We start from the raw sequence: 26,879 nt of genomic DNA, 5'->3' as shown, positions 1-26,879 counted from the left end.
CAAGACCGAGTTATCGCAAATCAATTGGTTTTCTATAATCCGTAGATAGCAGATAAAAGCAGTATGGAGAGGAATTGAAAAAAAGTTTGATGGGCTTGGAATCTCTGGATTTTCAATGGTTTGTGCCGGATTTGCTGTAGTGTTTACAAGCCCATTAGAACCACTACATCAGTGCGCATTATGGTTATGAATTATGTTGAGTGGTTTGCTGTAAGCCTAGAGTGCACAAAGGGTGGGCGGTGCGACTTGACCAAATCCAGCTTGCTGTGATGGCTAGGAGAGAGAATCGCTTTGAAGGGATAGCCCGTAACATAATTCGCATAATGCTGAACTTTCAGAAATGACATATCAATCGCTGGTATGTCATTTTTTATTGTGGAATAACAAACATTTCCTTTTAATTGTACCGCTCGCCACAGGTCGAAATAGTGAGCGTAGCGAGTCTTTTCTACCGAGGAAGCGGAATTTCTACAGTTCCTTTCCCTTGGCACGTTCACACCTTAGCATCAATTCCCTTTTCCCCTTTATCGACTTATCACCAACACAACGCGACCGCGTTTTGCGCCGCTCCGCGAGCGCGGGACGTGGGGGTGGTGTGTCGTAGATGGGGGGAGGCAAGCGACAGCGCCCCCATCTGAAACCGTTTCATTATCATGTGATGTTAGTCACCGAAACAGGGAGTAGACTCCCTTTAATAGTCTACTCTAGTCCAATATTTAGACTTATCTAACCTGTTTCTCTAACTCATAAACATATCTTTCACCAGCTTCCATCTCGTGAAATTCTTGCTTTGATTCAGGATTTAAGCTTTTGAAGAAAAGCTCATGATCACCGATGGTTTCCCACAGTTTTAGAACTTGCATCTCTGGTGATGGTCGCTCTTCGTTCAATCTGTATATGAACTTCTCCAAACTGTAGCGGGTGTTAAGCTTACCGCGACAAATTTCTGCTTCTGTAATCTTTAATATCTTCGCTAGTTGGCTGACCTGTGTTGCTTTAGGTTCGGTTATCCCGTTCTCCCACTTCATGTAGGTCTGCTTGGTTACACCTAGTTTATCTGCCATATCGTATTGGGACAGATTAGTGTTTGCCCTAGCTTCCTTTAGTACATCACCAATCATAATTTCACTCACTTGGTACATTTTAGTTTTATCATACACCCACTTTTCTATCACATCTGCTTGCTAGTAATTTTTCTTTTGTGTATGGTACATAAAAATGTCCCAACATGTTTCTTGACAGGTTTTTAGAGTGCTAGATTTATTACGAGTTATGATTCCTTTTAAGGCTGAATATTGCTTTCAGCTTGAGAATCGCTCGTCTGCAAATCAGGCGTATCACTTTGAACTAGACGTTAGAAAAGTCTCTTCTGAACTGGGTATAACAACAGGGGTTAGGACGTTACAGCGCAATGCTGATATGACCATCTCATCAGTGAGTGGGGAATACATTCCTTACGACTCGATACCAACTAGCTTTACTGGTGTCGCTATCAAGTTCAATAATGGTTCTCCTAACGTTCCTCCATCTGTCGAAATCAAGGCGAGCCCTGCCAAAATCCTTCAAGGTCACAACATCTTCGGTCCATGCTCAATATTACTTGGGTACGCTGAAATGTGTTCCGCGCTGGAACTCTCTCATCCGATGCTTGCAGATATGCTTGAATGGGATTTAGCTGAAGTGATGCAGTTGGACTGCACGTTCTCGGCAAATGTTGGCACTGAACAGAAAGCAAAACAGGCAATTGCTCATATGGCCAACGTGTCTCATGGGCAAGTTAAAGCGTCACGTAGTGAATACGAAACAACGTGTTATCACAACAGAGCGTCTTCGCACTGGCGTGGTAAGTGTTACTCAAAACAACATGAGTTCGAGAAGCAATACAACGATTATCGAACAAAAGCAGAGAAGGGTGATCAACACGCTCAATCTATTGTCGATGCGATGTCAGACCCACGACTGCACCGCTTTGTAAGATGGCTAATCCGCTTTGAGGCAAGCGTAACGAAACGCAAATTAAAAGAACTGAATATACCGACAAAAATCAACGACCTAATTAACTACCAACAGCAGCTCCAAGAAACAGGCAAAGAGTTAATCCAAGAGTTATGGCTAATGACATATGGAGAGCTGATAAACCACACATATAGGGGTCACTCCATGAATATCTATGATGATGAATTAGTACAAAGTACCTTGAGAATTAAACACCAGAAAGTAACGCCAAAGGGCAACATTAGTTATGCAAAGGCGGATAGGGCGTTCTCGTTTTACCGTCGTTTAGTCAATGAAGGCTATCTCGAAGTCAAAAGATCGTTCTCAGTGAAGCAGACGTTCTATAACAACTTAAATACTCTTATCGAGTCTGGTTTTACCAAGGCTCAGCTACAGAATTTACAAGGCAATGGTATGAATAAGGTTGTACCGTTGGTTGATGTAATCACTGTTGACTTCTCTCAACAATATCCGGACTGGTACTTAGAGCCTGAGTTCGGTCCGTTAACTCGTCAATTACTTGCTAGTGATAACGTTGTTCAGCTTCGAACTGCTTAGGAACACACCATGTTAAAAATAGAAATCTTCGAAGAAGATGTGCGTGTTGATGTACGCACAACCAAGCCTAAAGATGACAAACCCGCACGTAAAATCTATGAGCAAGTTGCTTATGTTTATCTGGGTGGCAAGTTCCCAACACAGATGAAACTGTCACTTGATGAAGAGCAAAAACCTTATGCTGCTGGTATGTATACCGTTGAAAGTTCGAGTTATGTTGTAAATAACTTCGGGTCGCTTGAACTAAAACGCTTTGGCTTAAAAGTCGTGACCTTGGAGCCTGAGCTATGAAAACACCAACACCAGACCAGATTAAAAAAGAGTGCGGTCTGCAAGCGAATGCTCAGTACATCGGCTGGCTAGTGCATAACCCAAATCAAGACGACTTCTTAATACGTTATCACTTGGATAGTTCAGCTTGGTGCTTGATGCCTGACACGGCTCATCGGTTCGAAAGCTTCCAGTCTGCAAGCGATGCGATTAAGCAGCTGGACATAGCAAACAAAGCTATCGTTGTAATCGCGTTCGACTTAGACAGTCAGGTTGTGGTTATCGCACCAGACCAATATCGAGATGAGTTCCAATCCGAATCCAACAATCCGTTTAGAGCACAGGCCTAAACAAATAAGCCCGTAACTGGTAGGACAGCTACGGGCTAATCACAATCAACTTGAGAAGGAAGTTAATTATGAAGGAATATACCTTAGACGATGCACAAGCTGTTGCCAATGACTTATGCGATATCTCGTTGTTCTTAAACTCAGAATCTTGTCAGAGCAACGAAGAACTTAGAGCGGTAGTCTGGGAACGGATGCAAAGCCAGGTCGAAAACTTACAAGGCATCTTGACCTGGTTAGAAATGGCACCAACAGTAAAAGCGCACTGGGAGGAAGCCGACAAGTTGAAAAACGCCACAACAATCAACTAAATATCCTAACCCCTAAGTTCGCATTATGCGACGTTATGTTGAATAATGTTTCATATCAATTACATATACACCCTTTTGATTATCAGGGTTTATATGACGAACTTTCGAAAAATGAGCAAGAATTACGTTTTTCGTGAATTTGAATGCGGTTTAAGTGTAGAAGAAGCAGCAAAACTATGTTTTAAAAGTGTGAGGGTGGTCAAATCTTGGGATAAAGAAAAGCCCATACCACCGGAATGTAAACGCTTGATGAGAATGACCAAGGGGAGGGAACTAGCCACCTCAGAAGCTTGGGAAAACTTCAAGATGCATAACGATAGACTTGAACTACCGACAGGACAACTCGTTACACCTCAAGAGATATTAACCGGAATAGCTTTACTTGAAATTCAATCACCTAGTGACAGAAAAACAATCACTAAATTGGTTAAGTACGCTAGATGCATTGCAAAATTAAGAAAAAGATAAGCAATAAAAAAAGCCCCTCAGGGCTTTTTTATTGCTTAAAGTATCGTGGTTCTTATCGTTACTTTTAATTCTTTATCTACCGTATTGGTCTTTTCTGACCGGAATAGAGCACCAAGCAAAGGCACATCCATCAAGACAGGCACACCGCTTACCGAGTCGCGCTGCTCCTGAGAAATCAAACCACCCAAAGAGATCGTTTGGCGGTCTTTGACCTTGACCACTGTTTGCAGTGTTCGAGTATTAGTGATGATGTCGGATGCGATAGAGGAATCCGTTACCGAGTCGGATTTTTGCATAATCTGCAACACAACATGATCACCAATTACATGCGGTACTACCTCAAGTGACACGCCCACATCCTTGCGCTCAATTTGCTGGACTCGATTACCGCCATCAGTTACCTCAGATGAAGTGAGGAACGGCACGTTCTGACCAACCGTGATATAACCGCGCTCCCTGTCCATAATGAACATGTTTGGTCGTGATAAGAGCTTAGTATTCTGATTCTTAGACACGGCTTTAATCAGCGCGTTAAAATCGCCGCCTTCATAGAACAGCAGGTTATCAACGGCTTTCTTGATTGCAGTTGGCCGAGAAACAAAGCCAGCCTCACTCAATGCTAAGTCCATATTTACGCCGACTTCCTGAGAATCACCGAGCTCAGTTTCGGTAATTACTGCCTCGATAAAGACTTGCTTTTGTGGTCTATCAATCCCTTTGATGAGTACATCAATGTGCTTCAATTGATTCTCAGAACCAGTCACGATAATGCTGTTTGTGGTCGGTAGCACCTCTACCTTGTAATTCTTAATCGCTTTGTTGTTCAGTGTTTGATTCTGAGTTGCAGCAAGCATCGAGGAAATCAAATCAACGACCTTGGTATTTCGAACATTCTCAAAGAAGTACAACTTCACTTGTGAGGGTTCGAACGTCTCCACTTTGTTAGCGTCAGCAATGATGGTAAAAACGCCGTGGTCATGCGTAAGCTCGTAACCGTGCGCACGAAGCACCGAAAGGAAAAAGGCTGGATAGTCCTCATCTTTCAAATCCGGTGCGGTAAAGCTGACCTCACCAGTAACACCTTGACCGAGCACCACCGTATTCCCAGTATGAACCGAGAACCACGATGCAAAGTCTCCAATCGGTGTGTTCTTTGCCTCAAAAGGCGCAGAGCTTGCAGCAAAAGAAGGGGAGCTGAGCAGGGTGCACGCGAGCAGAAAGGTGGTAATGCTGGATGTGGAAAAGTTGGAACAAGCCGTAGTTTGTTTCTCAACTTTACCACAGCGCATAGTGAGCAACGAGAGCGCTGATAATAAGCCTCCGGCACAATAAGATTTTTTTTGTTTTTTTGAAAGACAAGATGTGAGTTTTGCGATTATCCATGACATAAAGCGCACCTTTTTCCCTAGCACATGACTTTGAATGATTGACCGTTGCCGCTAACCGTAATGGAGCAAGAGCCGTTAGATTGAGCCGTAAAGCCTTTTGCGTATAGTTGCGACGACGACAGACGCACATCGTCCTTAACCAGCACAAAAGACGGGGCAACGTTTGGGGGATTCATTGAAGATTCGATTCGATAGCCATCGAGCAAGTCACTCAATGACTCGCGAGGCACCGCGGCTTGAGCCGTTTCGGGTTCCGTCGACATGTTCGGCGTGCCAACTAAGGTGAACACCGCAAACGAGACGGCGACACCTGCCGCAAACACACTGAATCGAGAGTATTTGCGGAGATAGATTTTCGTAATGCGCATGATATTTCTCAACGTATACGGGACAGTGTAACGTCCGTGGGTATAGTAGGGCGGCAATGCTGAATAAACGCCGTCCTCATAGTTGTTTCTAAACATCTGCTTAGTGTCGTAAGAGCTGTATAAGTCCGTACCCCAGAGCATCCATTTATCGACAGTGAGTGAGTTCGCGTTGTCACCATACTTCACAATGCCAACGTGCAACTTGGGCATTTTCAACTTGAGTTGACCGAGCGTCAGAACGGATACCGCCGTCGAGATAATAGGGACTTGAAGACGGTCTAAACGACGACAAAACACGGTGTGTTCAGCCAGTGCAAGACGCGCTTGTTTATCAACAATCGAAATGTCTTGAACGATGAAAATCACATCCCATCCAAGCTTTCGAATATGCAAAAGGTGATCAATTAACTTTTGTCGATTCTTGTCGTTCCATGTGCGCGAGTTAAACCACGTTCCGCACTCATCGAGCACAATCAAGCCGTCTTTTTTGGTGTCATAGCTTTTGTTTGCCGAACCAATCACCATCAAATCTTCCACTTGAGGCTTATCCGGCAAACGATAAAGGCGAGTGTTGCGCTTATCGCGTCCAAGCATTTCTTTCAAGTTGATATCGAGGTTTGTCGCTACAGGCACACCGCGCATAAACGCCTCGCGAATCTTACCGACTGCTGTTAGCGTTTTGCCTGAGCCGAGCTTACCCGTAACAAAGTAGACCGATGCCATTACGCCGCCCTCACAATCGCGTAGAACTTCCACTCCCACACCCAACGCAGCAGACGCGCCGAGTAAATCGCACTCACGCAAGGAATTGCGTTATTTGGAATAAACATGCCCGCCGCTTGTGACCAAAACGGGGGCGTGACGTAAGAAAGCCCAGTGGCAAGCGTATAAATGGCAAGAGTGAGCGCGAGTGTAAGCCCAATCAATAAGGTAATAATCACCAAGTTAATCGTGACGTTGCGCGCCTTGGCGATAAAGAACCAACCAAACAGAGTCGTCGCTATTTGTGCTATAAACGCGACCAAAGCAGGTAAACGCAACGCCGCACTAATGCCTGAAACAATAGGTAATAGCTGAATCATTAGTAATATCTCCCTGAACCTGGCTTGTTACTTGGTACAGGCGTGACCTCAGTCAGCAGGATTTCAACAAGCGTCTTAATCGTGTAGATGTAAATCAGAATAGAGAGGATCATTTTCAACTTATGAGAGAACTCACAAGAGATTGAAACGTTCCCACCATTGAGTGTTGGCAAAGAAAGCCGCATACATTCGCTAGGTTGTGGAAGCAAGTTAAGGAATGAATCAGAAACCGCAGTAATATGCGCCTCAGATTCAGCCGTAATATTCTTTTCAAGCAAATCATTTGCCGCACCAACAACCGTCGATTCATAAGAGCCTAAAGCACCGGAAACAATCGAATCCGCTTGAGTTAGTGCATCACCAACAAAGTTACTATCCAATCCATGAGGACTTTCACAGAATCTATTCTCAGGAGTAGGTACACATGGTTTTAAATCGTCGAGCTTATCCGAAAGCTCATCAAACCCTTGTTGGTTGGTTTGCTGCAAATCTCCAAGGTCACTAGACAGTTGACCAAAACCATTACCTAACTGGTTGTTAGCCGAAGTCAGCAAACGGTTTGTATTATTGCCAATATCAGACAACATATCGGACTGACCTTGAATCGCATTCGCTACATGGTTTGCATTATCGACAACGGTATCGGTATTCAAATCAACCGACGCCTTGAGCGCATCGAGAGCGGATTTAGTTTCAGCCTGATTTCTATTCATGTCGTTATTGATGCCAGTAAGCTGCGCATTCAAATCACTGTTCATGGATTTGATAGCAGCGAGGGTATCACTCGTATTATCGACATCAGGCTCGGGTTTCTCTGGGTCAGGATTACCAGTACCGCCGCCACTTGGTTTATCAGGGTCGCCCAAATCACCGCCTGTTGGAGGGTCAATATCGGTATCAGTCGCACACGCTGGCCAATTAGGACCACCAATAACACAAGATTCGGGTTCAGGTGTGTCACACCAGTTGTTTTCTGGTCTACAGCACGTACCGTATCTAGGGTCCCAATCCGGCGAGTCAGGTGTGCATTCGTCGGGTTCTGGGTCTTTACATGCAGGCCAATCAGATGAATCAGGGGTGCATTGCTCAGTAGGAGGTGGACAACTCATATCAAGATACTCATCCTCATCGCGACAGATGATATTGGCTTGATAACCAGGTCCTTTTGACGAACATGATTGAGAGTAGTCACTCATTTGCTGGATTGTATCGGGACGACTACAGAAAGGTGGAGGGGGTGCCTCACACTGTCCAGTTTCATTATTAAATTCAGTACCATCAGGACAAGTTTTCACACTACCAAACCAAGAGCCAGTCCATCTTTGACCATTTGCTCTTCGTGAAGAAGCCCAAACCCTTTTATTATCCCAATCAATACCAGCACTTAAACAAGTTACAGTTTCGCCGTTAAAATCAAATGTTTTATTTGGAGGAACTACAGCATCAGACACCTTAGAGCCATAGGAATAACCCAAGCAACCAGCAACAACAGCACCAGCGGAGTTGTTATTGCCCAAAACTAAATATTTTGAATAAGCATTAAACGAAACACTCAGCAAAATAACCAGTGACGCAATGCTTTGTTTAATACTCATTTATTTTCCTCATAAAAAACGCCCCCATTCGGAGGCGTTGACCAATGGGTGTATAAAGCAGTCGTTAGAATTACGTTGCTTTGTTTGCACCTTTCTTGAATAGCTTGATGCCGATGAAGCCGACCGTCATTGGCACGGCGATGCCCCATGTCGAGGTGAGCATTTCAGTGACGTAACTTGCCAGCGTGCTAAAGGCTTGTGTTGCCACTTCTGGAAGTGCTGCATTGGCAGAAGATGCTGCCATGAGAAGTGCACCACCAAATGCCGCACGTTTTGCTGTTACTACTGCGCCAGCCTTAGCCATTGCTGCGCGTACTTTGCTTTGCTTTTCCATAGTCTTATTTCCTATGTTATGGTTTATGAAGAAGTTGAAACCTCAGCCGCTTTCTTGAATCCGAGAATGTGGAAGCCAATCGAGAAGCCAAGGATAAAGGCTGTCGCGAAACAGCCGAGCATGAACTCTGATGACAGCATTTATCTTTGTCCTCCGACCATCCAACCGAGCGCAACTAGCAAGAAGCAAATGCCTAAGAACACCATTAACTGAAAATTATCGAGTCGAGCCATTAGCTCTGCAAATTGCGTCTCGGTCATGATTTAGCCCTTACTTTTCGTTTAATTGAGGTAGGGCGTAGAGGTGGAAACCGTCGATAGAGACGTGTTTACCCTCATCGTTCCCAAAGCTGAATTTCTTGTGTTCCACATCAAACATCATGCGATTACCCACACAACGCTTGAGCAGTTCGCCAGCCTTGCCGTTTTCCCAAAGCTCAGGAGAGACACGCACTTCAATAGTGTCCGTTGGGTTGGTCGTGATAAGACGTAGCTTGCCGTTTTGCTTTTGTTCGCCGTTACGGTCTGTTTTGGTTTCTTGAACGATGTCCGAAACATCTAGAATTAAACCTTCCATTCTCATAGTGTTTGGCCCTTATTTTTACGTTGTTGGTTAGTTGAAAATTGAAATGACAGTTATTGACACAAGTCCAAGGGAAATTAATGCATCATGTCGGGCGGGGCTGCGCCCACCCAACACGACGCATTAATTTCCTGAGGGTCAGTGAGCAACAGCGCTTCCATTTCGTCATAGAGCGCTAGGTGTTTTTCGTATTGCTCGTAAAGGTCGTCATACATACGTTCGTACTCTTTTTCACGTTCTAGCGCGTCGAAGTAATCGACCACGTTAGACATGATGCCTTGTTGAGCACGGATGAATTGCTCTTTGTTCTCGGTCTTCCAAGTACGGAAGCGAGTTGCGATAAAAATCTTATGGAACATCAAGCCATTCAAACGCGCTTGAGCCATATCACCGTAGCGAGTCGATGAGTATTCACCGCCCGAAGCAATCAGTTTTTCGATAGAGGTTGAAACGGAATATTCCGCTTTTACTGGTTGGTCTTTGCGCTTAACGAACACGCCGCCCATTGCGTAACAAAACGCTTTCCAGTCGCCCTCATCAGCAGAGCGGCGAACCTTTTCTAATAGAAAGTGTTCGTCTTGAGATAAATCTGTAAACAAAGCATCGTCCTCTTTGAATTCATCACGAAGACGACGAAGCTCACGCCATACCGTGACAGATGGACCACCAATAAATTGAAATTGACGAATTTGATTCACACGCGCCCAAGTCACGACACGTTCCGCCGCATCTGAGCCAGACAAAGACGAACCTTTGTCAGAATCAATGTGTTGGCCGTCGATGTTTTTGCTCAGGTACTTAGCGACATAACCAACGGCTGAACCTTGAGACCAGTCGATAACTTCCGCTTTGAAACGAGCTTTCTTTGCGCCTTTTTCGTCTGGCGAGTCAGCCATAGCAAGACGACGAAACTCAGACGTCACAAATTTGCGTGCGGATTTTTCCATGAACAGCAACAAGTGGTGATGCGGCGTGCCGTCTTGGTGAGGCTCAACAATGCGCATCCCGTAAACCTTGATTTTGCTCTTATCAATCGACTTACGAAGGTTCGCCCAAACGCCCATTAAGTAAGCGTGAGCTGATTTCGCGTCAGGCTTGCCAGCCTCAAGCCATTTCGGGTTAATGTCACCCTTAGAAACAGAGTGAAAACGAGACGGAGCTGTTACCGTGAAGAACACCGCATCGTGATTCGATTCTTGAGCGATTTCCTCAAAGCCACGCAGACGAACAAACATTTCAGCGCGGCGAATCTCGGCGTTAGAAACCGACTTAGCGGATAGCTCACTGAGTGTGAAGTAGTTAGACGGGTCAGCCTCATCGTAAGCAATCGTGTTTTCTAGCGCGATACGATTAGACGTATTGCGGTCACGTTGACGGCTTAGAGAAAAATCCGAGCAGTAAACTTGCTTACGGCGTTGAACAAGCGCTAAATCACGCGCAACACATTCAACCTCGTAAGCACACTTACGGCGCAGCTGACGAACAAGCCAATGCTCATCAAGCGCACGGTTCACCAATGCGAAAAGTTCACAGTTGTTTTCTGCGTATTGAACTTGCTCAGGTGAGAATGCCAAGCCTAATGAATCAAGAAGTTGAACCGCTTTATCAAAACGCGCTTGTGATTCTTCAAGAGGAATCGCACTTAACACGCGAGAAAAGTCGCGTGATTTGCGCTTGGCTAGATTGGTAATTTGCTCATCTGACATCGCGTAGCTATAACCGTGCTCAGTCAAACGGTCGTGAGCGTCGTTAACCGCGCGGACTGCTTCCAAAGCGTTGCGTGTTTTCAGAATGTCGGTGTAAGCGCGTGTCATGTGTCGAGCGAAGTCGCCGTTACGGTGTAATGATTTCGGCAAGTCCAAACAAGGGTTAGAAGTAGGGCGCTCAATAAAATCTGACAGGTCGTGTGAGTAGATTGGCGCACTCATTGCCGATTTCACTGCCGACGGAATGAAATCCTCAGGCGTTGTGAATCTGTGGTCGACGTACTCAAAACGATGGTCGAATAAGTTGTCAGGAATATGCTCACATGAAGCCCAAGAATGGACAGGAACAAAATCAATCCATTCTTGTTTGCCTGATGCCAAATCAATAACAAGTTCACGCATTATTGAGCCTCAAGCTCTGAGTAGAATTTACGCTTCTCATCTTTGCCAGAGCAATGTGAAACAACCAGATACTCATAAACAGTGACGCGACCGTCAGAGGCATAGTCGCGAGCCAAATCACCACAAAATTCATGGTCAAGATAAAACGAAAAAGTTTCGTAATCGTCGTATGGGATTTCAAACGAGTCGTAGATAAGGGAACCAAAGAAATAAATACCCGCGGCAATAACCGAGACAAGAAACAAACTCCAAGCGCGATTCAGATATATTTCTAGTTTTTTTGTATTGGAGACTTCTGACATAACAACCACCTTGACTAGTTGTGAGAGCGACCGCCAAAGCCAAGCGCGAAAGCGTCAAGGGCAAACGCCCAGAGCTAAGGCGGTCTAAATCCTGATTTAAGTGGACTATAAGCCACAAAATTCAGGACTGTAAAGACCGCATTTTGTGGACTGTGGGTATACAATAATCAAGACAGGAGGTGCGACTATGTACACAAATCAACTGCTAGATGCCTACAAAAAGGCAAAGAACTATGTTCAAGATAAGCAAATTGCTCATGATTTGGGGTTAAGCCGCCAAAAGATTAGCGCAATTAGAAATGGACAACGCTATCTAACTGAAAATGAAGCACTTTTTCTTGCGAAAGAAATTGGAGCAGATACAGAATCCGTTTTGGTGTACTTAGCTGCTGATAAAGCCAAAACGTACGAAGCTCAACAAGCTTGGGCGAAGATTGCAAAAAAGTTTAACGGGCTAGGATTATCAAGTATTTCAATGATTTGTGGCATGTTTGCGTTGTGGCTTGGCGACCTTAAAGTAGCTATAGCTAAGTGCGCATTATGTATATTATGTTAAATATAGTATAACCATACGCCAGATTCTTTCTACTTTGCTCTCCTATCTCTTTCAGGTTTTAAATTTGAGCTAACTTTAGGAAGCTGATTAAACATAATCGGTATTTACCATAAAATACTTAATATAGATCTTAATAATCTATCGATTGTTAAGATCTATATTAATGGTTACACCGTTTCTATTAATGATTGTATAGCTTCATAGATATCTTGCCTGCGAACTGGCTTTGATACAAAACTATCCATGCCAGCATCTAAGCACTTATCTTTATCACTTTCTAGCGCGTGTGCTGTTAAAGCGACGATTGGAATTGTGATTCCTTTCTTTCTAATCAGCCTAGTTGCTGTTATTCCATCCATTACTGGCATCGAGACATCCATCAAGATCATATCAATTCGGTTATCGTTTTCTTCAAGAAATGTAAGCGCCTCTGCGCCATGGCTTGCAATATGCACATTATGGCCAAGCTTGTTAAGAATCAATTTAATGACAAGTTGATTTGATTGAGTGTCTTCGACGATAAGCAAGTTTAGAGCTTTGCTTGGTCTATTATGCTCAATTTTTACAGGACTGCTTTGGTTGTAACGTGTTAGAACTGGAATTCGAATGGTGAAGTCAGAACCCTCGTTCTCGCGGCTTTTTACATAGATTTCACCTCTCATCATTTCAACTAAGTGCTTGGTAATAGCAAGCCCTAAGCCTGTACCACCAAACCTTCGAGTAATTGAGCGATCACCTTGATGGAATGCCGTAAACAAATGGGCTTGTTTTGCTCTCGAGATTCCAATTCCGGTGTCAGATATAGAAACTACAATTTCGTCATTTTCTTCAGCGACAGAAACAGACACACTTCCTGAGTCCGTAAACTTAATGGCATTCCCAATCAAATTAAAGAGAATTTGTGACAGCCTCGTCGAATCAATCCAATACTGTTTGTCTGATGAGATCTGACAATCAAAGTTAAAAGAAAGATTCTTAGTTATAGCTATTTGTTTTTGCTGAGAAATCACAAAAGTTACAGTGTCATTTAAATGTATCCACTGTTCGTTTAATTGGAAGCTACCAGATTCAATTTTTGAAAGATCGAGAATGTCGCTAATGATGGCTAAAAGAAGCTCAGCGGAGCATTCCATTTGATTGAGGGCATCAAATTGTTCATCTGATAAGGTAGATTGTCTCAGGATGTCTAGCATTCCTAAAACTGAGTTAAGAGGCGTTCTGATCTCGTGGCTCATCATTGCCAAAAACTCAGATTTTGACTGGTTGGCTAGTTCTGCTTCTTCACGAGCTCTTGCAAGTTGAGTCGTTCTTACCTCAACAATACGTTGTAACTTTTCCTTTGTTTCTATGTCGATAACAGCACGTTCTATAAGAGGTCTAAAGCGCCTTAGAGTCTCTTTGTTTTCAATACTAAAATGCCCTTTTTGAGATCCAATTAATAGTATGATGCTTTGTGTTACTTCCGAACGAATGCCCGTTAAAATCACGGAGTTAACATGTGTTTTAACAAAGCTATTTAAGTTCTCAAACTCTAACAATTTCGTTGGCTCGAATAATAGAATACACTCGCCGTTTAATGCGCGCTCCATCGTGTTACCGTGTAACCACTCTACCTTATCAAACACGCTGTTGGTTGAGATTAACGTTTTGAACGGATAACGGCTGTCATCGCGCGTGATAACAATAAAGTCTTCAAAACTGATGTACTTTTTTAGAACGCTGTTTAGCCCCGAAAAAATTTCATTACGATTTTTTGCCTCGCTCATTGCAGAGATTGCTGAAAGAATCGCTTTGTTTTCATCGGCAAGCAATTTTTCCCGTTGTTTGGTCTGCTTTAGCTCAACTAACGCTTCTTGTAATGCTTCTTGTTGGTATGTGTCTAAATATTTATCTTTCATAAGGTTTATGGAAAATCGCTGATGAGATCATCAAGTTTCCATGTCCATTTTCGCCGCCGATAAATCTTCCCTGCTCACCAAAGGTAAATGGGCATATAAATGGCAAGTGTTCCAGTTCCTGATTAATTTGTTCGCAAACGCTATTCATGTCTTGCATTAAGTGCAACATCGGTCCTGCACAAAATATATTTATGACCCCAATTTTTCGAGATTCTTCTAATTTTTGGTTAAATGCAGCATTCACGACTTTTGCCGCTCGAGCGATTAAATGCTCCCTACTCCCTTTCATCAAAGTAAGCTCTTCCCCTACCGAAATCTGGGTAAATAGCTCAATCCCCCCATCTTCGGTCTCACGTATTGGATGGGAAAGCTTGTAATAAGGTCTATCGTACAAATGCCCTGCAACTCTTCCCAAGGGATAAGCGCTGGAGTTGGTAAAAAGTAGGTTTTCTTTGCTAGTTAGGTTTTCTTGATGACGAGTCCACTTTCGATAAGTATCTAGTGCTGATTCACCATCTATTTCCAGTAAACACCGTCCTTTTGCTTTGGAAACAAGGCCTTTGATGTTGGTTGGTGTGTGACCTGCACTAAAAGCAATATCAACGGGATTAGAGGAGTAAAATAGTGTGAGGCTAATCCCTTGCTTTTCATGACCTTGCGCTGTAATCACTGACCATTTCCCCTCGATGTGGTTATCTGCTGCAGAACCGCCAATGATAGGAACAAGTGTGCCGAAGCGTTCGTCGATCGATTCGATAATCTTTTCTTCTTTCCCAGGAGTTGCATGAAGAAGAATTAAGTTCGGTACTTCCCCAATTCGATTAGCATTTTGAAGAGCCATATCTAGAGCGACGGAGACACACTCATTTTCTTCACAATTAGAAATACCAGTTCCATAAGCATGTGGGCCTAAGTCATAGATAGCCATAGCCGCTATGACAGGCCCAACGTGAAAACCCTGATCGGTCATAATGGCTTGGCATGAACTTGAACCGTGGAATGGAACACCAGGGAAATATCTAAGAAAGGCAGAGCGAATGGCTCTGAAGTCGTATTCTTCTGTGTAATAACAGATGATATAAGACAAGTGTTCTTGCCTCAGCTCTGAACGAAGCCTCTCTACTGCTAAATATTCGTCGGTAATATGGGTAAATACTGATTGGCACTGCATACGCTTTTATTATTGTTTGTCACGTTACTGTTATACCATTACGACAAATTATCGTTAGGCTAGAAGGTTCGAATTTCACAAAGAAGATGCCATTATCTCGTGTCAGATCTAATTTATAAATGCACTAAGACAATATTTTGGTTTATTTTGAGCTTAATCGTTTTGGTTGCAGATATAGCATTCCATTCAGCTCTATAATGATTGTCGCTTATACTATCAAACACACCAGATTGATTCAGATCAATTTTTAGACCTGTACTTTCAGTTGTTTCAATCAAAATCCCACTCGAATCACGATTAATCGTGATTTTATCTTCACCAATTGTTACATCGCATCGCTCTTTTTGTGAACAGTCAACGCTTGTGCTGGTCTCGTGCGTAAAGGTTCTCCAGAAAAACGCACCAACTAAAAGACTGAGCATGATTAAGATTTGTGCAAGTCTCGCCTTTGTTAACTTTTGTGCAGGCATAATTACTAATATCCTTGTTACAAACTTCAAACTTTTTAAATAAAAAATGATTTCCAGAGCTCCAGTAAGGTTACTACTCTGTCATTGAATTGTTAATTCAAGTATAGTGTCACGCTGAAAATGCCACTTTTTATTAAAGTCAGCAATAGAAATAAGGTGATGATAACACTTGAGTTCTAGAGTTTACTTGGGTGGTGTTACGACGCAAGTCGTGTTGGAAGTAAAGTGTAGTTAATTAGAAATTGGAAGCATGCAAATGAGCCAAGTAAAGCAGCTTGAACAAAACTACAACTATACAGTCGTTCGCCAATTTACCCTTGTGACCATTTTATGGGGCATAGTTGGTATGGCTGTTGGTGTTTTGATTGCCGCTCAATTAGTTTGGCCACAGCTAAACTTTGATACGCCGTGGTTGACGTACAGTCGTTTACGTCCACTGCATACTAATGCGGTAATTTTTGCGTTTGGTACTAGTGCCCTGTTTGCAACATCTTATTATGTTGTTCAGCGTACATGTCAAACACGTCTTTTTGGTGGCCCACTCGTTGCCTTCACCTTCTGGGGTTGGCAAGCAATTATCCTAGCCGCAGCGATTTCTCTCCCTCTAGGTTTTACCTCAGGTAAAGAATATGCTGAACTAGAATGGCCTATTGATATCGCTATCGCGATTGTATGGGTTTCATATGCAGTGGTGTTCTTTGGAACGTTAGTGAAACGAAACACTTCCCACATTTATGTGGCGAACTGGTTTTTCGGTGCATTTATCATCACAGTAGCAGTACTTCACATCGTGAACAGCATGGCTATCCCTGTATCACTAGGTAAATCTTACTCGATTTATTCCGGTGCGGTGGATGCAATGGTGCAATGGTGGTACGGACACAACGCGGTAGGTTTCCTACTCACCGCTGGTTTCCTAGGTATGATGTACTACTTTGTACCTAAACAAGCTGAACGTCCTGTTTATTCTTACCGTCTGTCTATCGTTCACTTCTGGGCATTGATCTCTCTATATATTTGGGCAGGTCCTCACCACCTTCACTATACTGCGCTACCAGACTGGACACAGTCTCTGGGTATGGTGATGTCTCTTGTTCTATTTGCTCCTTCATGGGGTGGTATGATCAACGGTATTATGACGTTGTCTGGTGCTTGGCATAAGCTTCGTTACGACCCTATTCTACGATTCCTAATCGTTTCATTGTCTTTCTATGGTATGTCTACCTTCGAAGGCCCTATGATGTCGATTAAGACAGTAAACGCACTATCTCACTACACAGACTGGACTATTGGTCACGTTCACTCTGGTGCGCTAGGTTGGGTTGCAATGGTTTCAATCGGCTCAGTTTACCACTTAGTCCCTCGCCTGTTTGGCCAAGAGCGCATGTACTCTGTGGGTCTGGTCAACGTTCACTTCTGGTTAGCAACAATTGGTACGGTTCTTTACATCGTAGCAATGTGGATCTCTGGCGTGATGCAAGGCTTGATGTGGCGTGCAGTTAACTCTGACGGCACCCTGACTTACAGCTTCGTAGAGTCAGTTGAAGCATCTTACCCATTCTACTTTGTACGTTTCCTAGGAGGTTTCATCTTCCTATCAGGTATGTTCTTAATGGCATACAACACGTACAAAACGGTAAGTGCGCCAAAAGAAAGCCTCAAGGCTATCCCTCATCCGGCATAAGGAGATTTAAGAATGAGTAATAATTCTAATAATCGCCATGAAATTCTAGAACGTAATGTCGGTTTGTTGGCTATTTTTATTGTTTTTGCAATCAGTTGGGGGGCTCTTGTTGAAATCACTCCTTTGATTTTCCAAAAGCAAACCACAGAAAGTGTAGAAAACTTACGAGTCTACACTCCTCTGGAAATGGAAGGTCGTGACATCTATATCCGTGAAGGTTGTAACGTTTGTCACAGTCAAATGGTTCGTCCTTTCCGCTCTGAAACGGAACGCTACGGCCACTACTCTGTAGCAGGTGAAAGTGTGTGGGAACATCCATTCCTATGGGGTTCTAAGCGTACAGGTCCTGATTTGGCTCGTGTCGGTGGTCGTTATTCTGATGAGTGGCACCGCGTACACCTACTTGACCCTCGCGAGCTAGTACCTGAATCAAACATGCCAGGTTTCCCTTGGCTTGCTGAGAACGTATTAGATGGCGAGCTGACTCAGAAGAAACTTGAAGTGTTCCGCGATCAGTTTGGTGTTCCATACGAAGATGAAACAATCGCGAATGCGGCTAAAGAAGTAGAAGGTAAAACAGAGATGGATGCAATCATCGCTTACCTTCAGTCTCTTGGTCATGCAATGAAGTAAGGGGATCATATGGATTTCGGTACAATTCATAGTATTTATACCGTAGTGCTCTTCGCGAGTTTTATCGGCATCGTATGGTGGGCATTTAGCAAGAAGCGTAAAGCACGCTTCGAAGAAGATGCCAACTTGGTGTTTGCTGACGAAGAACAAACGACCCCAAATAACCAAGGAGTGAAGAAGTAATGACTACATTCTGGAGTCTCTGGATTATCGTGATTACTATCGGTACGCTAGTAGGCTGTGCGATCCTCCTGACTTGGTGCGCCAAAGATAAAATGGGCGTCGAGGAAGGGGAAGACATGGGCCACGAGTACGATGGTATTCGCGAGCTAAACAACCCTCTACCGAAATGGTGGACTTACCTTTTCGTAAGCACGTTTGTGTTTGCAGCAGTTTATCTAGCCCTGTTCCCAGGTCTAGGTAGCTTTAAAGGCTTTTTAAACTGGCAAAGTTCGGCTCAAACCGTTCGTTCGCTTGAAGAGTCAAAAGAAGCTATTGCACAGGCACAAGAAAATAAACAACTCAACCAATACGCAAAAGAACTGGATGATGCGGATGCCTACTTCGGCGAAGCATTCCGTAAACTTGCTCATAATGCGAATGGTCTACGCCCTGTTCCTGAGATCGCACAAGACCCAGAAGCATTAAAAGTTGGTCAACGTTTATTCTTGCAAAACTGTTCACAATGTCACGGCTCAGATGCTCGCGGTCAAAAAGGTTTCCCTAACCTAACTGATGACGCATGGCTATATGGCGGTGAGCCAGCAGCAATCGTGACAACCATCATGCATGGCCGTATTGGTCAAATGCCAGCATGGAAAGATGCGCTTGGTGAGCAAGGTGTCCAAGAAGTAGTAAGTTACACATTAAGCCTATCGGGTCGTAAAGTTAACGCTCGTGAAGCTGCAGCAGGTAAAGCTCGCTTTGTTGTGTGTGCAGCGTGTCATGGTACAGATGGTAAAGGTAACCCAGCAGTTGGTGCCCCTGACCTAACTGACCAAGACTGGCTATTTGGTGACTCGCGTGCTGCCGTAACTGAAACCGTAATGAATGGCCGCTCTGGTGTTATGCCAGCATGGAAGGACATTCTAGGTGAGGATAAGGTTCAACTTGTTGCCTCTTATGTCTGGAGTTTAAGCAACTCAGACAATAAGTAACATTTCAATAACAGCCCCTTTCACAGGGGCTGTCTTTCCTTTAAATTTAATGCCTTACATTTTTTCATTTAGCTGTTGAGAACTTTTTTATGGTAAAGCCTTGGTATAAACAATTCTGGCCGTGGTTCCTAATCATCCTTCCTCTTACGGTAGTCGTTTGGACAATCGCCACGGTAGTCGTCTTTTCAAACAACTCTGTTTCTCTTGTTGCTGAGGATTACTATAAAAAAGGCAAAGGCATAAATATCGACATCAGTAAAATGAACGTCGCTCGTGACCTTGGTCTTAATGCGAACATCTCTTCTCTAGATAACAATATCGTAATTGGCTTTACGAAAGGAGCGCTAACGCACTACCCAGCGCTTACAGCAACGTTTACTCACCGTACATTACCCAATCGTGATTTTACGAAGCTAGTTACCGCAGATGCATCTGGCAACTATCGTTTTACCACTGAAGACGCTATACAAGGCCCGTGGTTTGTTGAACTTCAACCACACGATAAGCAATGGATGATTCAAGGCAAAGTCGAATTTCCAGCAGTTTCAGTCTCATTAATGAAGTAATTTTATGTGCAAATCCTGTTACCACTGTGGTGAAGATGTACCAGCAAACACGGATTTTAAAGTAGAAATACTTGGCGAAGTTCGTGAGATGTGCTGCCCGGGGTGTGAAACTGTCGCACAAACTATCGTAGATAGCGGTCTTGTTTCTTACTACCAGTACCGAACCGCGCCCGCTGAAAAAGCGGACCTCGTTCCAGAACAACTTCAAGCTCTGATCCACTATGACAATGAAGACGTTCAATCAGAATTTGTACGTAACCATGACAATGTATCTGAAGTAACATTGTCTCTCGAAGGTGTATCCTGCGCCGCTTGTGCATGGCTTATTGAAAAGCAAGTATCCAGCGCTAAAGGTTTAGTCTCCATACGGGTAAATACGACAACAAACCGCGCTTTGCTTGCGTGGGACAAAACTCAAGTTAAGTTAAGTGAACTGCTTTCAGTTATTCATAAGCTTGGTTATAAAGCCGCGCCATTTGAAGCAGACAAACAAGAAGCATCTTATCACCGAATGATGAAGCAGTACCTTTACCGATTGGGTATTGCTGGCTTAGCGACGATGCAAGTAATGATGCTTGCTGTGGCGTTGTATTTAGAAGTATTTGGCGATTTGGAACCCGAATTTAAAAACTACTTCCGATGGGTAAGTTTGATTTTCGCTACACCAGTTCTTCTTTACTCTGCCCTACCATTTTACCTTAATGCTTGGCGAAGCATTAAAGGGCGAACTCTAGGCATGGACGTCCCAGTTTCGATCGCTTTGATTTTCGCTTATGTTGCGAGTTTAGTTGCGACAGTAACTGAGCAAGGCGAAGTATTCTTTGAATCTATCTCGATGTTTACCTTCTTTTTGTTAGTGGGTCGATTCTTAGAAATGCGCGCTCGCCGCAAAGCTGCTGCTGCTAGCGGTAACTTGCTCAAGCTTATCCCTGCCATTGCAACAACACTAGACGGCGAACAAATTCCAGTTAAAACGCTGAAGATTGGTGATCGCATTCGCGTTCTCCCTGGTGAACATATCCCTGCTGATGGCAAAGTTATTTCTGGCCGTATTCATATTGATGAATCAATGCTGACTGGTGAGTCTGTTCATGTCGTAAAAAAAGAAGGTGATGCTGTTTATGCAGGTACATTAAACGGAGATGAATCATTTGAGTTGGAAGTCACCAATTCAAAAGCAGACTCGATGATTTCAAATATTGTGCGCCTTCAAGATGAAGCACAGCATTCGAAGCCAAAAATTGCAGAAGTTGCTGACGTCGTAGCACGCTACTTTGTTGGTGTAATTCTTATCATCTCAGCTGGAACCTGGTTTTATTGGCACCAAACCAAACCAGATGATGCTTTTTGGATTATGCTTTCGGTTCTCGTCGCTACATGCCCTTGTGCATTATCCCTTGCTACACCGACCGCACTAACTTGTGCGACTTCACGAATGGGCAATTTTGGCATTCTGTTGCGAAAAGGCCATGTATTCGAAACGCTTTGCAAAGTTAATCATCTCGTCGTCGACAAGACAGGAACATTAACGAAAGGTGACATCGAGATTAGCCGTACAAGCACATTCAAAGAGCTTTCTGAAGCGGAAAGTCTGGCCCTTGCATCTGCTCTTGAAGCTCATGCAAACCACCCTATTGCGCGTTCATTTACCGGTTTCAGTAATGACGAGATTATTGTAACAGATGTTAAAAACGTGATTGGCTCAGGAATCGAAGGGATTTGGAATGGTAAGACGGTAAAAATTGGCAGCTCCTCGTTTGTGCTAGATTCGAGCATAAAAGAAAGCAATGCCATTTACTTGTCAATAAACAACGAACACGCTGCAACTTTTTATTATCACGATCCTATTCGCAAAGAAAGTCAGGCGTTTATTCAGCGTTTTGCAGAAGCAGGAATCAAAACAACCCTACTTACCGGTGACTCTATTCAAAACGCGCAGCCAGTTGCTGACGAAATTGGTATCGAGCATGTGATCGCATCTGCAAAACCAGAAGACAAACTCGCGTATCTTAAGAGCCTTGATAGCAGTGATATCACCATGATGGTTGGTGATGGCATAAACGACGCGCCTACTCTAGCGGGAGCCCATTTATCCGTGGCTATGGGCGGTGGTACTGACGTTGCAAAGGCATCAGCAGATATGACGCTTCTTGGAGATAACTTAGAAAAGTTATTGGAAGCTCGCCTATTGGCTCTTCGTACAAGAAAGATTATCCGTGAAAACTTAGCTTGGTCATTAGGCTACAACTTGTTAATTTTGCCGTTAGCGGTTGCAGGGCTAGTTGCGCCTTATATCGCGGTTGTTGGGATGTCAGCAAGTTCAATCATTGTTGTATCTAACTCACTGCGACTTCTTAAAGAGAAGTAAACAAGAGAACACTTATGGAAAGCCTCTATATTTTAATTCCAATCGCGATTGTTCTTGTTTGCGTTGCTGTCGCTATTTTTCTTTGGGCGGTTCGAAGCGACCAGTTTGAAGATCTTGAGCGACAAGGACACAACATTTTATTAGATGAAGAAGAGCAATCATACAATAAGAAACCGTAGTATGTTTTATGAATCCTGATTTTTTAGGTGCTTTGCTTATCGGCCTTGTCGGGGCCGGCCATTGTATGGGGATGTGTGGTGGTATCGCATCCCTACTTTCCTTAGGTAGTTCAAGCTCAAAATCCTCCCCAACCATACCTTTATTCTACAACCTTGGACGACTCATCAGTTACGCCTTAATAGGCGCACTTGTCGGAGGTGCAATATCAGGATTATCGGAACTCAGTGGCTTAGCTCAATCTCTTGCGTGGCTGCGTTTTGTTGCCGCAATCTTCATGATTTTGGTTGCGTTATATATTGCGAAATGGTGGCAAGGTTTACTCATCGTAGAAAAGATGGGCCAGCACCTTTGGAAGTTTATCTCTCCAGCTGGAAAAAGCCTTTTGCCACTTAAAAAGCCAATACACGCACTGCCCTTTGGTTTTGTTTGGGGGTGGTTACCATGCGGGTTAGTTTATTCGGCATTAACATGGTCGGCGGTGTCCGGTAGCGCAGTAAATGGCGGCCTAATCATGCTCGCTTTTGGTTTGGGAACGCTGCCATCCATGCTCGCTGTTGGTTACGGAGCAAGCCATTTTCAGAAACTGCAAAAATCATTAATATTTAGAAACATCTCAGCATTAATCTTAATTGTCTATGGCGCGTATACTGCCGCGGGTGCCATGCAGATGCTTGGTTTCATATAACGTAAAACTCTATACCACCGATATTTTTGCTATCCTTTAGGATTAAGCGGTGCTAAAATATTGATGTATATCAAATAGTGAAAGGTTGTTATGATTTCTGAAAAACCTGCAACAAAGCGTATCCAATCAGGCGGTTGCGCGATTCATTGCCAAGATTGTAGCATTAGCCAACTGTGTATCCCATTCACTCTGAATGAATCTGAACTTGACCAGTTGGACCAAATCATCGAGCGTAAAAAGCCTATCCAAAAAGGACAAGAGCTATTTAAAGCAGGTGATGAGCTTAAATCTTTGTACGCTATCCGTTCTGGCACGATTAAGAGCTACACAATCACAGAACAAGGTGATGAGCAAATCACAGCATTTCACTTAGCTGGTGACTTAGTTGGTTTTGACGCTATTACTGGTGACTGCCACCCTAGTTTCGCTCAAGCTCTTGAAACATCAATGGTTTGTGAAATCCCTTACGAGATCCTTGACGACCTATCAGGCAAAATGCCTAAACTTCGTCAGCAAATCATGCGTCTAATGAGTAACGAAATTAAAGGCGACCAAGAAATGATTCTTCTGCTTTCTAAGAAGAATGCTGAGGAGCGTCTAGCTGCTTTCTTGTACAACCTGTCAACTCGCTTCTCTCAACGTGGCTTCAGCCCAAGAGAATTTCGTTTGACCATGACTCGTGGCGATATTGGTAACTACTTAGGCCTAACGGTTGAAACCATCAGCCGCCTATTAGGTCGTTTCCAAAAATCTGAAATTCTGAGTGTTAAAGGTAAGTACATCACCATCTTAGATCATGATGCGCTAATGGAACTTGCCGGTGTAACAAAAGAGTAATCTCGCTTACTTATTGATGTAGCTCGAAAATGAGCTACATCATGTTTCTCATAAAATCCCTTCGAAAGTCCTCAAAAAGTTCCCCAAACTAAGCTACAGTAAAAATATACGAAGAGTCTCCAATTTACTGATTTAACTTGTTTTCAGTATTTGGTTTCGCAACATAAGTGGGCTTAGTTATGAGTATATACAGTAAGATTCTTGTTGTTGCTGACATCAATAATGATGAACAGCCTGCACTCGCTAGAGCGGTTCAATTAGCTCAAAAGAGTGTATCCAGAAGCCGAATCACCTTCTTCTTATCCATCTACGATTTTTCCTATGACATGACCTCAATGCTGTCAGTCGATGAAAGAGATGCGATGCGTCGCGGCGTTATCCATCAACGTGAGCAGTGGATGCGTAAGATTGCTCAACCGTACTTAAACGATAGCTTCGATTTTGATGTTTGCGTTGTGTGGCACAACCGTCCTTACGAAGCAATCATTGCTGAAGTGTATGCTGGTGGGCACGATCTTCTAATCAAAGGGACACGTAAACACGATGTTTTAGAGTCTGTGATTTTCACGCCGACAGACTGGCATTTATTACGTAAATGCCCTATTCCTGTACTTTTGATCAAGAACTCGGATTGGCCGGAGCAAGCTAATATTCTCGCTTCTGTACACGTGGGGTCAGAAAACCCAACTCACATTGATTTGAACGACGCGATGGTTGAACGCCTCAAAGAGATGTCAAACCGTCTCGATGCTGAACCGTATCTCGTCAACGCTTATCCTGTTACACCGGCTAACATTACGATTGAGTTGCCTGAATTTGACCCAACGACCTACACGGATGCGGTTCGTGGCCACCATCTCACCGCAATGAAAGCATTGAGACAAAAACATGGCATCGACGAAGAACAAACCATCGTAGAACAAGGTTTACCAGAAGACGTCATTCCTGCATCAGCGGAGCGATTAAATGCAGCAATGGTGATTTTGGGTACGACTGGTCGTACGGGTCTTTCAGCGGTCTTTATCGGTAACACGGCAGAGCATGTGATCGATAAGATTAACTGTGATGTACTGGCATTAAAACCAAAAGGTTATATCAGCCCTCTCGATCCAAATACCGCAACGTAGAGCAAATAATAAAATATAAAAACGCCCCTCTTTTGGGGCGTTTTATTTTCGGTTTCAGCAAGTACAAAATAGGAGGCATTGTTGCCTCCTAGTTACTAGATGTTCGTTACATCGATGAATAGAGATTCATCGATGTTAGTTGAAGAAACGACTGCTTCACTAAACTCATACTCTTCGCGGCTACCGTCACGATCTAGCGGCAAGTTTACAAAATCAAACAACTCACGGTCTGCCAATTGGCTTGGGCTTACGTTTTGGATTGATTTGAAAATCGCTTCTACGCGTCCTGGCGTCTTCTTATCCCAATCAATCAGCATTGCTTTGATTGCTTGGCGCTGCAAGTTCTCTTGAGAACCACATAGGTTACAAGGAATAATTGGGAAATCTTTGTGCTCTGCGTATTTGATCAGGTCTTTTTCGCGGCAGTAAGTCAGCGGACGAATAACCACGTTACGACCATCATCAGAGCGTAGTTTTGGTGGCATTGCCTTCAAACGAGAACCATGGAACATGTTCAAGAACATCGTTTCTACGATGTCATCCATATGATGACCAAGTGCAAGTTTTGTTGCGCCGATTTTCTCAGCAAATGAATAAAGCGTACCACGACGTAGACGAGAACATAGACCACACGTTGTCTTACCTTCTGGCACTTTTTCTTTAACTACTGAGTATGTGTCTTTATCTACGATGTAGTAAGGAATATTCAGCGTCTCAAAATACTCAGGCAAAATATGCTCTGGGAAACCAGGTTGTTTTTGGTCTAGGTTAACAGCAACCACTTCAAATTTGATTGGTGCCGCTTTTTGTAGATTCAACAGGATATCGAGCATCGCAAATGAGTCTTTACCACCGCTTATGCATGCCATGACAACATCGCCTTCTTCGATCATGTTGTAATCTGTAATGGCATTTCCAACATTTCTTCTCAAACGTTTTTGAAGCTTGTTGAATTCAAGGGTTTCTTTTCTTGTATCTTTCTGGTTCATTGCGGGCTCTCACATCGCCGATAAAATCGACAGTAGGACTTCCTAACATGGGTTTCTTTGGGGCGTGGATTATACGGGCTTTTGCAGCAGGATTAAATGTTTGTATTGAAGGATAAGAAAATAAGTGCGCTGAATTATCATCATAGAATAGAAAAAGAACCGCGAATGCGGCTCTTTAGTGGAGATAGTGCTATTTCTTTGCTTGGGGCAAATAAGGAAGCACTCTCATCGTTGGTTCCGGTAACGTTATTGTTCCACCTTCGCCAATTTCACTCAAAGCAACCTGCACTTTACCGTTAATAATCGCCTTCTCTTGTCCATTTGAAAAAACGATCTTACCGTTCAGTTCGTTGGCAAACTCCATTGTGACGCCCTGTACTTCAGGTGTGAACCATCCAGCAAACATCCCCCCTAAATCCTCTAACATGCTTTGCATTTGAGGCATTAATGGCTTCAGTTGCTCGTAAGAAACGCTACCCTGTAACGGTTCTTTCGTCATTACAACTAAAGAATAATCACATCGGCTATCTTTAGGGGTATGTACGAATACCAAAGGATTTGCGGATTTTAGATTTTTGTCGATCGGTAATGGCAGTTCTTTCGACGCTGGAATCACAAACTCTTCGTAGTGTTCTTCCTTTTCCATCCACGCTTTTTCGATCGCACACAGCTGCTTAGTTCTGGCATCGACGAAGAACACACCGACTTTAACGTCATCATGCCCTTCTTTAGTGTTATTTTTTAACTGAGTATACAGTTTGGAATACGTAAACATATACTCTTGAGCATGCGTTATCGGTGACGAGAGCAAGAGTGCTGCACTTCCTAAAATTAAGCTTAACTTTTTCAT

General features: G+C 43.5%; 31 protein-coding genes. 17 read left to right on the top strand and 14 right to left on the bottom strand.

Annotation, left to right across the window (positions count from 1 at the left end):
- The first annotated feature begins 52 nt into the window (after positions 1 to 52).
- Positions 53 to 190: a DUF3693 domain-containing protein gene (locus tag ACF8EG_RS19505; protein WP_337220091.1), complete on the top strand. Its 138-nt coding sequence runs from the start codon at positions 53 to 55 to the stop codon at positions 188 to 190.
- A gap of 532 nt (positions 191 to 722) precedes the next feature.
- On the opposite strand, the gene ACF8EG_RS19500 is transcribed toward ACF8EG_RS19505, so the two are convergent.
- Complete coding sequence (locus ACF8EG_RS19500; protein WP_392419690.1) at positions 723 to 1,121, bottom strand: helix-turn-helix transcriptional regulator; 399 nt, start codon at positions 1,119 to 1,121, stop codon at positions 723 to 725.
- A 130-nt stretch (positions 1,122 to 1,251) separates the two neighbouring features.
- On the opposite strand from ACF8EG_RS19500, the gene ACF8EG_RS19495 reads away from it, so the two are divergent.
- The 5 genes from ACF8EG_RS19495 (at position 1,252) to ACF8EG_RS19475 (ending at position 3,949) form a co-directional block, all read left to right on the top strand.
- A complete protein-coding gene (locus ACF8EG_RS19495) occupies positions 1,252 to 2,553 on the top strand; it encodes a phage/plasmid replication protein, II/X family (protein ID WP_392419688.1) in 1,302 nt (433 codons plus the stop codon).
- Positions 2,554 to 2,562: 9 nt separating this feature from the next.
- A complete protein-coding gene (locus ACF8EG_RS19490) occupies positions 2,563 to 2,844 on the top strand; it encodes a single-stranded DNA-binding protein (protein ID WP_337220087.1) in 282 nt (93 codons plus the stop codon).
- On the top strand, positions 2,841 to 3,173 hold the full coding sequence (locus tag ACF8EG_RS19485; protein WP_392419686.1) for a hypothetical protein: 333 nt from the start codon (positions 2,841 to 2,843) through the stop codon (positions 3,171 to 3,173). The genes ACF8EG_RS19490 and ACF8EG_RS19485 overlap by 4 nt, the downstream gene beginning before the upstream one ends.
- Before the next feature lie 68 nt (positions 3,174 to 3,241).
- Positions 3,242 to 3,481 carry a DNA polymerase III subunit alpha gene (locus tag ACF8EG_RS19480; RefSeq protein WP_392419684.1) on the top strand — a complete coding sequence of 80 codons (240 nt, stop codon included), beginning with the start codon at positions 3,242 to 3,244 and terminating at the stop codon, positions 3,479 to 3,481.
- A 111-nt stretch (positions 3,482 to 3,592) separates the two neighbouring features.
- The gene (locus ACF8EG_RS19475; protein ID WP_392419682.1) at positions 3,593 to 3,949 is read left to right on the top strand and encodes a regulator; all 357 of its coding nucleotides are present in this window, start codon (positions 3,593 to 3,595) and stop codon (positions 3,947 to 3,949) included.
- A 35-nt stretch (positions 3,950 to 3,984) separates the two neighbouring features.
- Here ACF8EG_RS19475 and ACF8EG_RS19470 read toward each other — a convergent pair whose 3' ends face one another.
- The 8 genes from ACF8EG_RS19470 to ACF8EG_RS19435 form a co-directional block, all read right to left on the bottom strand.
- Positions 3,985 to 5,337, bottom strand: coding sequence for a secretin N-terminal domain-containing protein (locus ACF8EG_RS19470; RefSeq protein WP_392419681.1), 1,353 nt, complete (start codon positions 5,335 to 5,337; stop codon positions 3,985 to 3,987).
- 17 nt (positions 5,338 to 5,354) lie between these two features.
- Positions 5,355 to 6,428, bottom strand: a complete 1,074-nt coding sequence (locus ACF8EG_RS19465) for a zonular occludens toxin domain-containing protein (protein WP_392419697.1) — start codon at positions 6,426 to 6,428, stop codon at positions 5,355 to 5,357.
- Positions 6,428 to 6,787 (bottom strand): DUF5455 family protein, encoded by a 360-nt coding sequence (locus tag ACF8EG_RS19460; RefSeq protein WP_012841818.1) that lies wholly within the window; start codon positions 6,785 to 6,787, stop codon positions 6,428 to 6,430. Before ACF8EG_RS19460 ends, ACF8EG_RS19465 begins: the two co-directional genes overlap by 1 nt.
- The gene (locus ACF8EG_RS19455) at positions 6,787 to 8,382 is read right to left on the bottom strand and encodes a chemotaxis protein (protein WP_392419679.1); all 1,596 of its coding nucleotides are present in this window, start codon (positions 8,380 to 8,382) and stop codon (positions 6,787 to 6,789) included. The genes ACF8EG_RS19460 and ACF8EG_RS19455 overlap by 1 nt, the downstream gene beginning before the upstream one ends.
- 70 nt (positions 8,383 to 8,452) lie before the next feature.
- Positions 8,453 to 8,716, bottom strand: coding sequence for a major coat protein (locus ACF8EG_RS19450; protein WP_021448020.1), 264 nt, complete (start codon positions 8,714 to 8,716; stop codon positions 8,453 to 8,455).
- 270 nt (positions 8,717 to 8,986) lie between these two features.
- Positions 8,987 to 9,292 carry a hypothetical protein gene (locus ACF8EG_RS19445; RefSeq protein WP_005389159.1) on the bottom strand — a complete coding sequence of 102 codons (306 nt, stop codon included), beginning with the start codon at positions 9,290 to 9,292 and terminating at the stop codon, positions 8,987 to 8,989.
- A gap of 83 nt (positions 9,293 to 9,375) precedes the next feature.
- Positions 9,376 to 11,406 carry a replication endonuclease gene (locus ACF8EG_RS19440; protein WP_392419677.1) on the bottom strand — a complete coding sequence of 677 codons (2,031 nt, stop codon included), beginning with the start codon at positions 11,404 to 11,406 and terminating at the stop codon, positions 9,376 to 9,378.
- Complete coding sequence (locus ACF8EG_RS19435) at positions 11,406 to 11,708, bottom strand: hypothetical protein (protein WP_025518896.1); 303 nt, start codon at positions 11,706 to 11,708, stop codon at positions 11,406 to 11,408. Before ACF8EG_RS19435 ends, ACF8EG_RS19440 begins: the two co-directional genes overlap by 1 nt.
- 187 nt (positions 11,709 to 11,895) lie before the next feature.
- On the opposite strand from ACF8EG_RS19435, the gene ACF8EG_RS19430 reads away from it, so the two are divergent.
- Positions 11,896 to 12,264, top strand: a complete 369-nt coding sequence (locus tag ACF8EG_RS19430) for a DUF3693 domain-containing protein (protein WP_186585305.1) — start codon at positions 11,896 to 11,898, stop codon at positions 12,262 to 12,264.
- 167 nt (positions 12,265 to 12,431) lie between these two features.
- On the opposite strand, the gene ACF8EG_RS19425 is transcribed toward ACF8EG_RS19430, so the two are convergent.
- The 3 genes from ACF8EG_RS19425 to ACF8EG_RS19415 form a co-directional block, all read right to left on the bottom strand.
- Positions 12,432 to 14,162: an ATP-binding protein gene (locus tag ACF8EG_RS19425; RefSeq protein WP_045545169.1), complete on the bottom strand. Its 1,731-nt coding sequence runs from the start codon at positions 14,160 to 14,162 to the stop codon at positions 12,432 to 12,434.
- Complete coding sequence (locus tag ACF8EG_RS19420; RefSeq protein WP_025632232.1) at positions 14,152 to 15,333, bottom strand: FIST signal transduction protein; 1,182 nt, start codon at positions 15,331 to 15,333, stop codon at positions 14,152 to 14,154. Before ACF8EG_RS19420 ends, ACF8EG_RS19425 begins: the two co-directional genes overlap by 11 nt.
- A gap of 113 nt (positions 15,334 to 15,446) precedes the next feature.
- Complete coding sequence (locus ACF8EG_RS19415; protein WP_005457383.1) at positions 15,447 to 15,803, bottom strand: hypothetical protein; 357 nt, start codon at positions 15,801 to 15,803, stop codon at positions 15,447 to 15,449.
- A 256-nt stretch (positions 15,804 to 16,059) separates the two neighbouring features.
- Between ACF8EG_RS19415 and ccoN the strand changes: the two genes are divergently transcribed.
- The 10 genes from ccoN to uspE all read left to right on the top strand — a co-directional run bounded on the left by ccoN (position 16,060) and on the right by uspE (position 25,040).
- Positions 16,060 to 17,487 carry a cytochrome-c oxidase, cbb3-type subunit I gene (gene ccoN, locus ACF8EG_RS19410; protein ID WP_005477654.1) on the top strand — a complete coding sequence of 476 codons (1,428 nt, stop codon included), beginning with the start codon at positions 16,060 to 16,062 and terminating at the stop codon, positions 17,485 to 17,487.
- Positions 17,488 to 17,499: 12 nt separating this feature from the next.
- Complete coding sequence (gene ccoO / locus ACF8EG_RS19405) at positions 17,500 to 18,120, top strand: cytochrome-c oxidase, cbb3-type subunit II (RefSeq protein ID WP_069507001.1); 621 nt, start codon at positions 17,500 to 17,502, stop codon at positions 18,118 to 18,120.
- Positions 18,121 to 18,129: 9 nt separating this feature from the next.
- Positions 18,130 to 18,303: a CcoQ/FixQ family Cbb3-type cytochrome c oxidase assembly chaperone gene (locus tag ACF8EG_RS19400; RefSeq protein WP_005396487.1), complete on the top strand. Its 174-nt coding sequence runs from the start codon at positions 18,130 to 18,132 to the stop codon at positions 18,301 to 18,303.
- Positions 18,303 to 19,277, top strand: a complete 975-nt coding sequence (gene ccoP, locus ACF8EG_RS19395; RefSeq protein WP_005477628.1) for a cytochrome-c oxidase, cbb3-type subunit III — start codon at positions 18,303 to 18,305, stop codon at positions 19,275 to 19,277. Before ACF8EG_RS19400 ends, ccoP begins: the two co-directional genes overlap by 1 nt.
- Before the next feature lie 89 nt (positions 19,278 to 19,366).
- Positions 19,367 to 19,843, top strand: coding sequence for a FixH family protein (locus tag ACF8EG_RS19390; RefSeq protein WP_025536072.1), 477 nt, complete (start codon positions 19,367 to 19,369; stop codon positions 19,841 to 19,843).
- Between the two features lie 4 nt (positions 19,844 to 19,847).
- A complete protein-coding gene (locus tag ACF8EG_RS19385) occupies positions 19,848 to 22,211 on the top strand; it encodes a heavy metal translocating P-type ATPase metal-binding domain-containing protein (protein WP_015296750.1) in 2,364 nt (787 codons plus the stop codon).
- Between the two features lie 14 nt (positions 22,212 to 22,225).
- Complete coding sequence (ccoS, locus tag ACF8EG_RS19380; RefSeq protein WP_031854744.1) at positions 22,226 to 22,390, top strand: cbb3-type cytochrome oxidase assembly protein CcoS; 165 nt, start codon at positions 22,226 to 22,228, stop codon at positions 22,388 to 22,390.
- Positions 22,391 to 22,398: 8 nt separating this feature from the next.
- A complete protein-coding gene (locus tag ACF8EG_RS19375) occupies positions 22,399 to 23,076 on the top strand; it encodes a sulfite exporter TauE/SafE family protein (RefSeq protein WP_069506997.1) in 678 nt (225 codons plus the stop codon).
- Between the two features lie 90 nt (positions 23,077 to 23,166).
- Positions 23,167 to 23,913, top strand: a complete 747-nt coding sequence (locus tag ACF8EG_RS19370) for an FNR family transcription factor (RefSeq protein ID WP_005477663.1) — start codon at positions 23,167 to 23,169, stop codon at positions 23,911 to 23,913.
- Between the two features lie 179 nt (positions 23,914 to 24,092).
- Positions 24,093 to 25,040, top strand: a complete 948-nt coding sequence (gene uspE, locus ACF8EG_RS19365) for a universal stress protein UspE (RefSeq protein WP_069506995.1) — start codon at positions 24,093 to 24,095, stop codon at positions 25,038 to 25,040.
- Between the two features lie 95 nt (positions 25,041 to 25,135).
- Here uspE and ttcA read toward each other — a convergent pair whose 3' ends face one another.
- Together ttcA and ACF8EG_RS19355 are read right to left on the bottom strand one after the other, a co-directional pair.
- A complete protein-coding gene (gene ttcA / locus ACF8EG_RS19360) occupies positions 25,136 to 26,029 on the bottom strand; it encodes a tRNA 2-thiocytidine(32) synthetase TtcA (protein WP_005477636.1) in 894 nt (297 codons plus the stop codon).
- A 190-nt stretch (positions 26,030 to 26,219) separates the two neighbouring features.
- Positions 26,220 to 26,879 carry a DUF2987 domain-containing protein gene (locus tag ACF8EG_RS19355; RefSeq protein WP_020840625.1) on the bottom strand — a complete coding sequence of 220 codons (660 nt, stop codon included), beginning with the start codon at positions 26,877 to 26,879 and terminating at the stop codon, positions 26,220 to 26,222.

The sequence above is a fragment of the Vibrio sp. YQ_11 genome (assembly GCF_043103065.1).
GTDB classification, from domain to species: domain Bacteria; phylum Pseudomonadota; class Gammaproteobacteria; order Enterobacterales; family Vibrionaceae; genus Vibrio; species Vibrio parahaemolyticus.
This window is presented reverse-complemented; position numbering and strand designations above follow the sequence as displayed.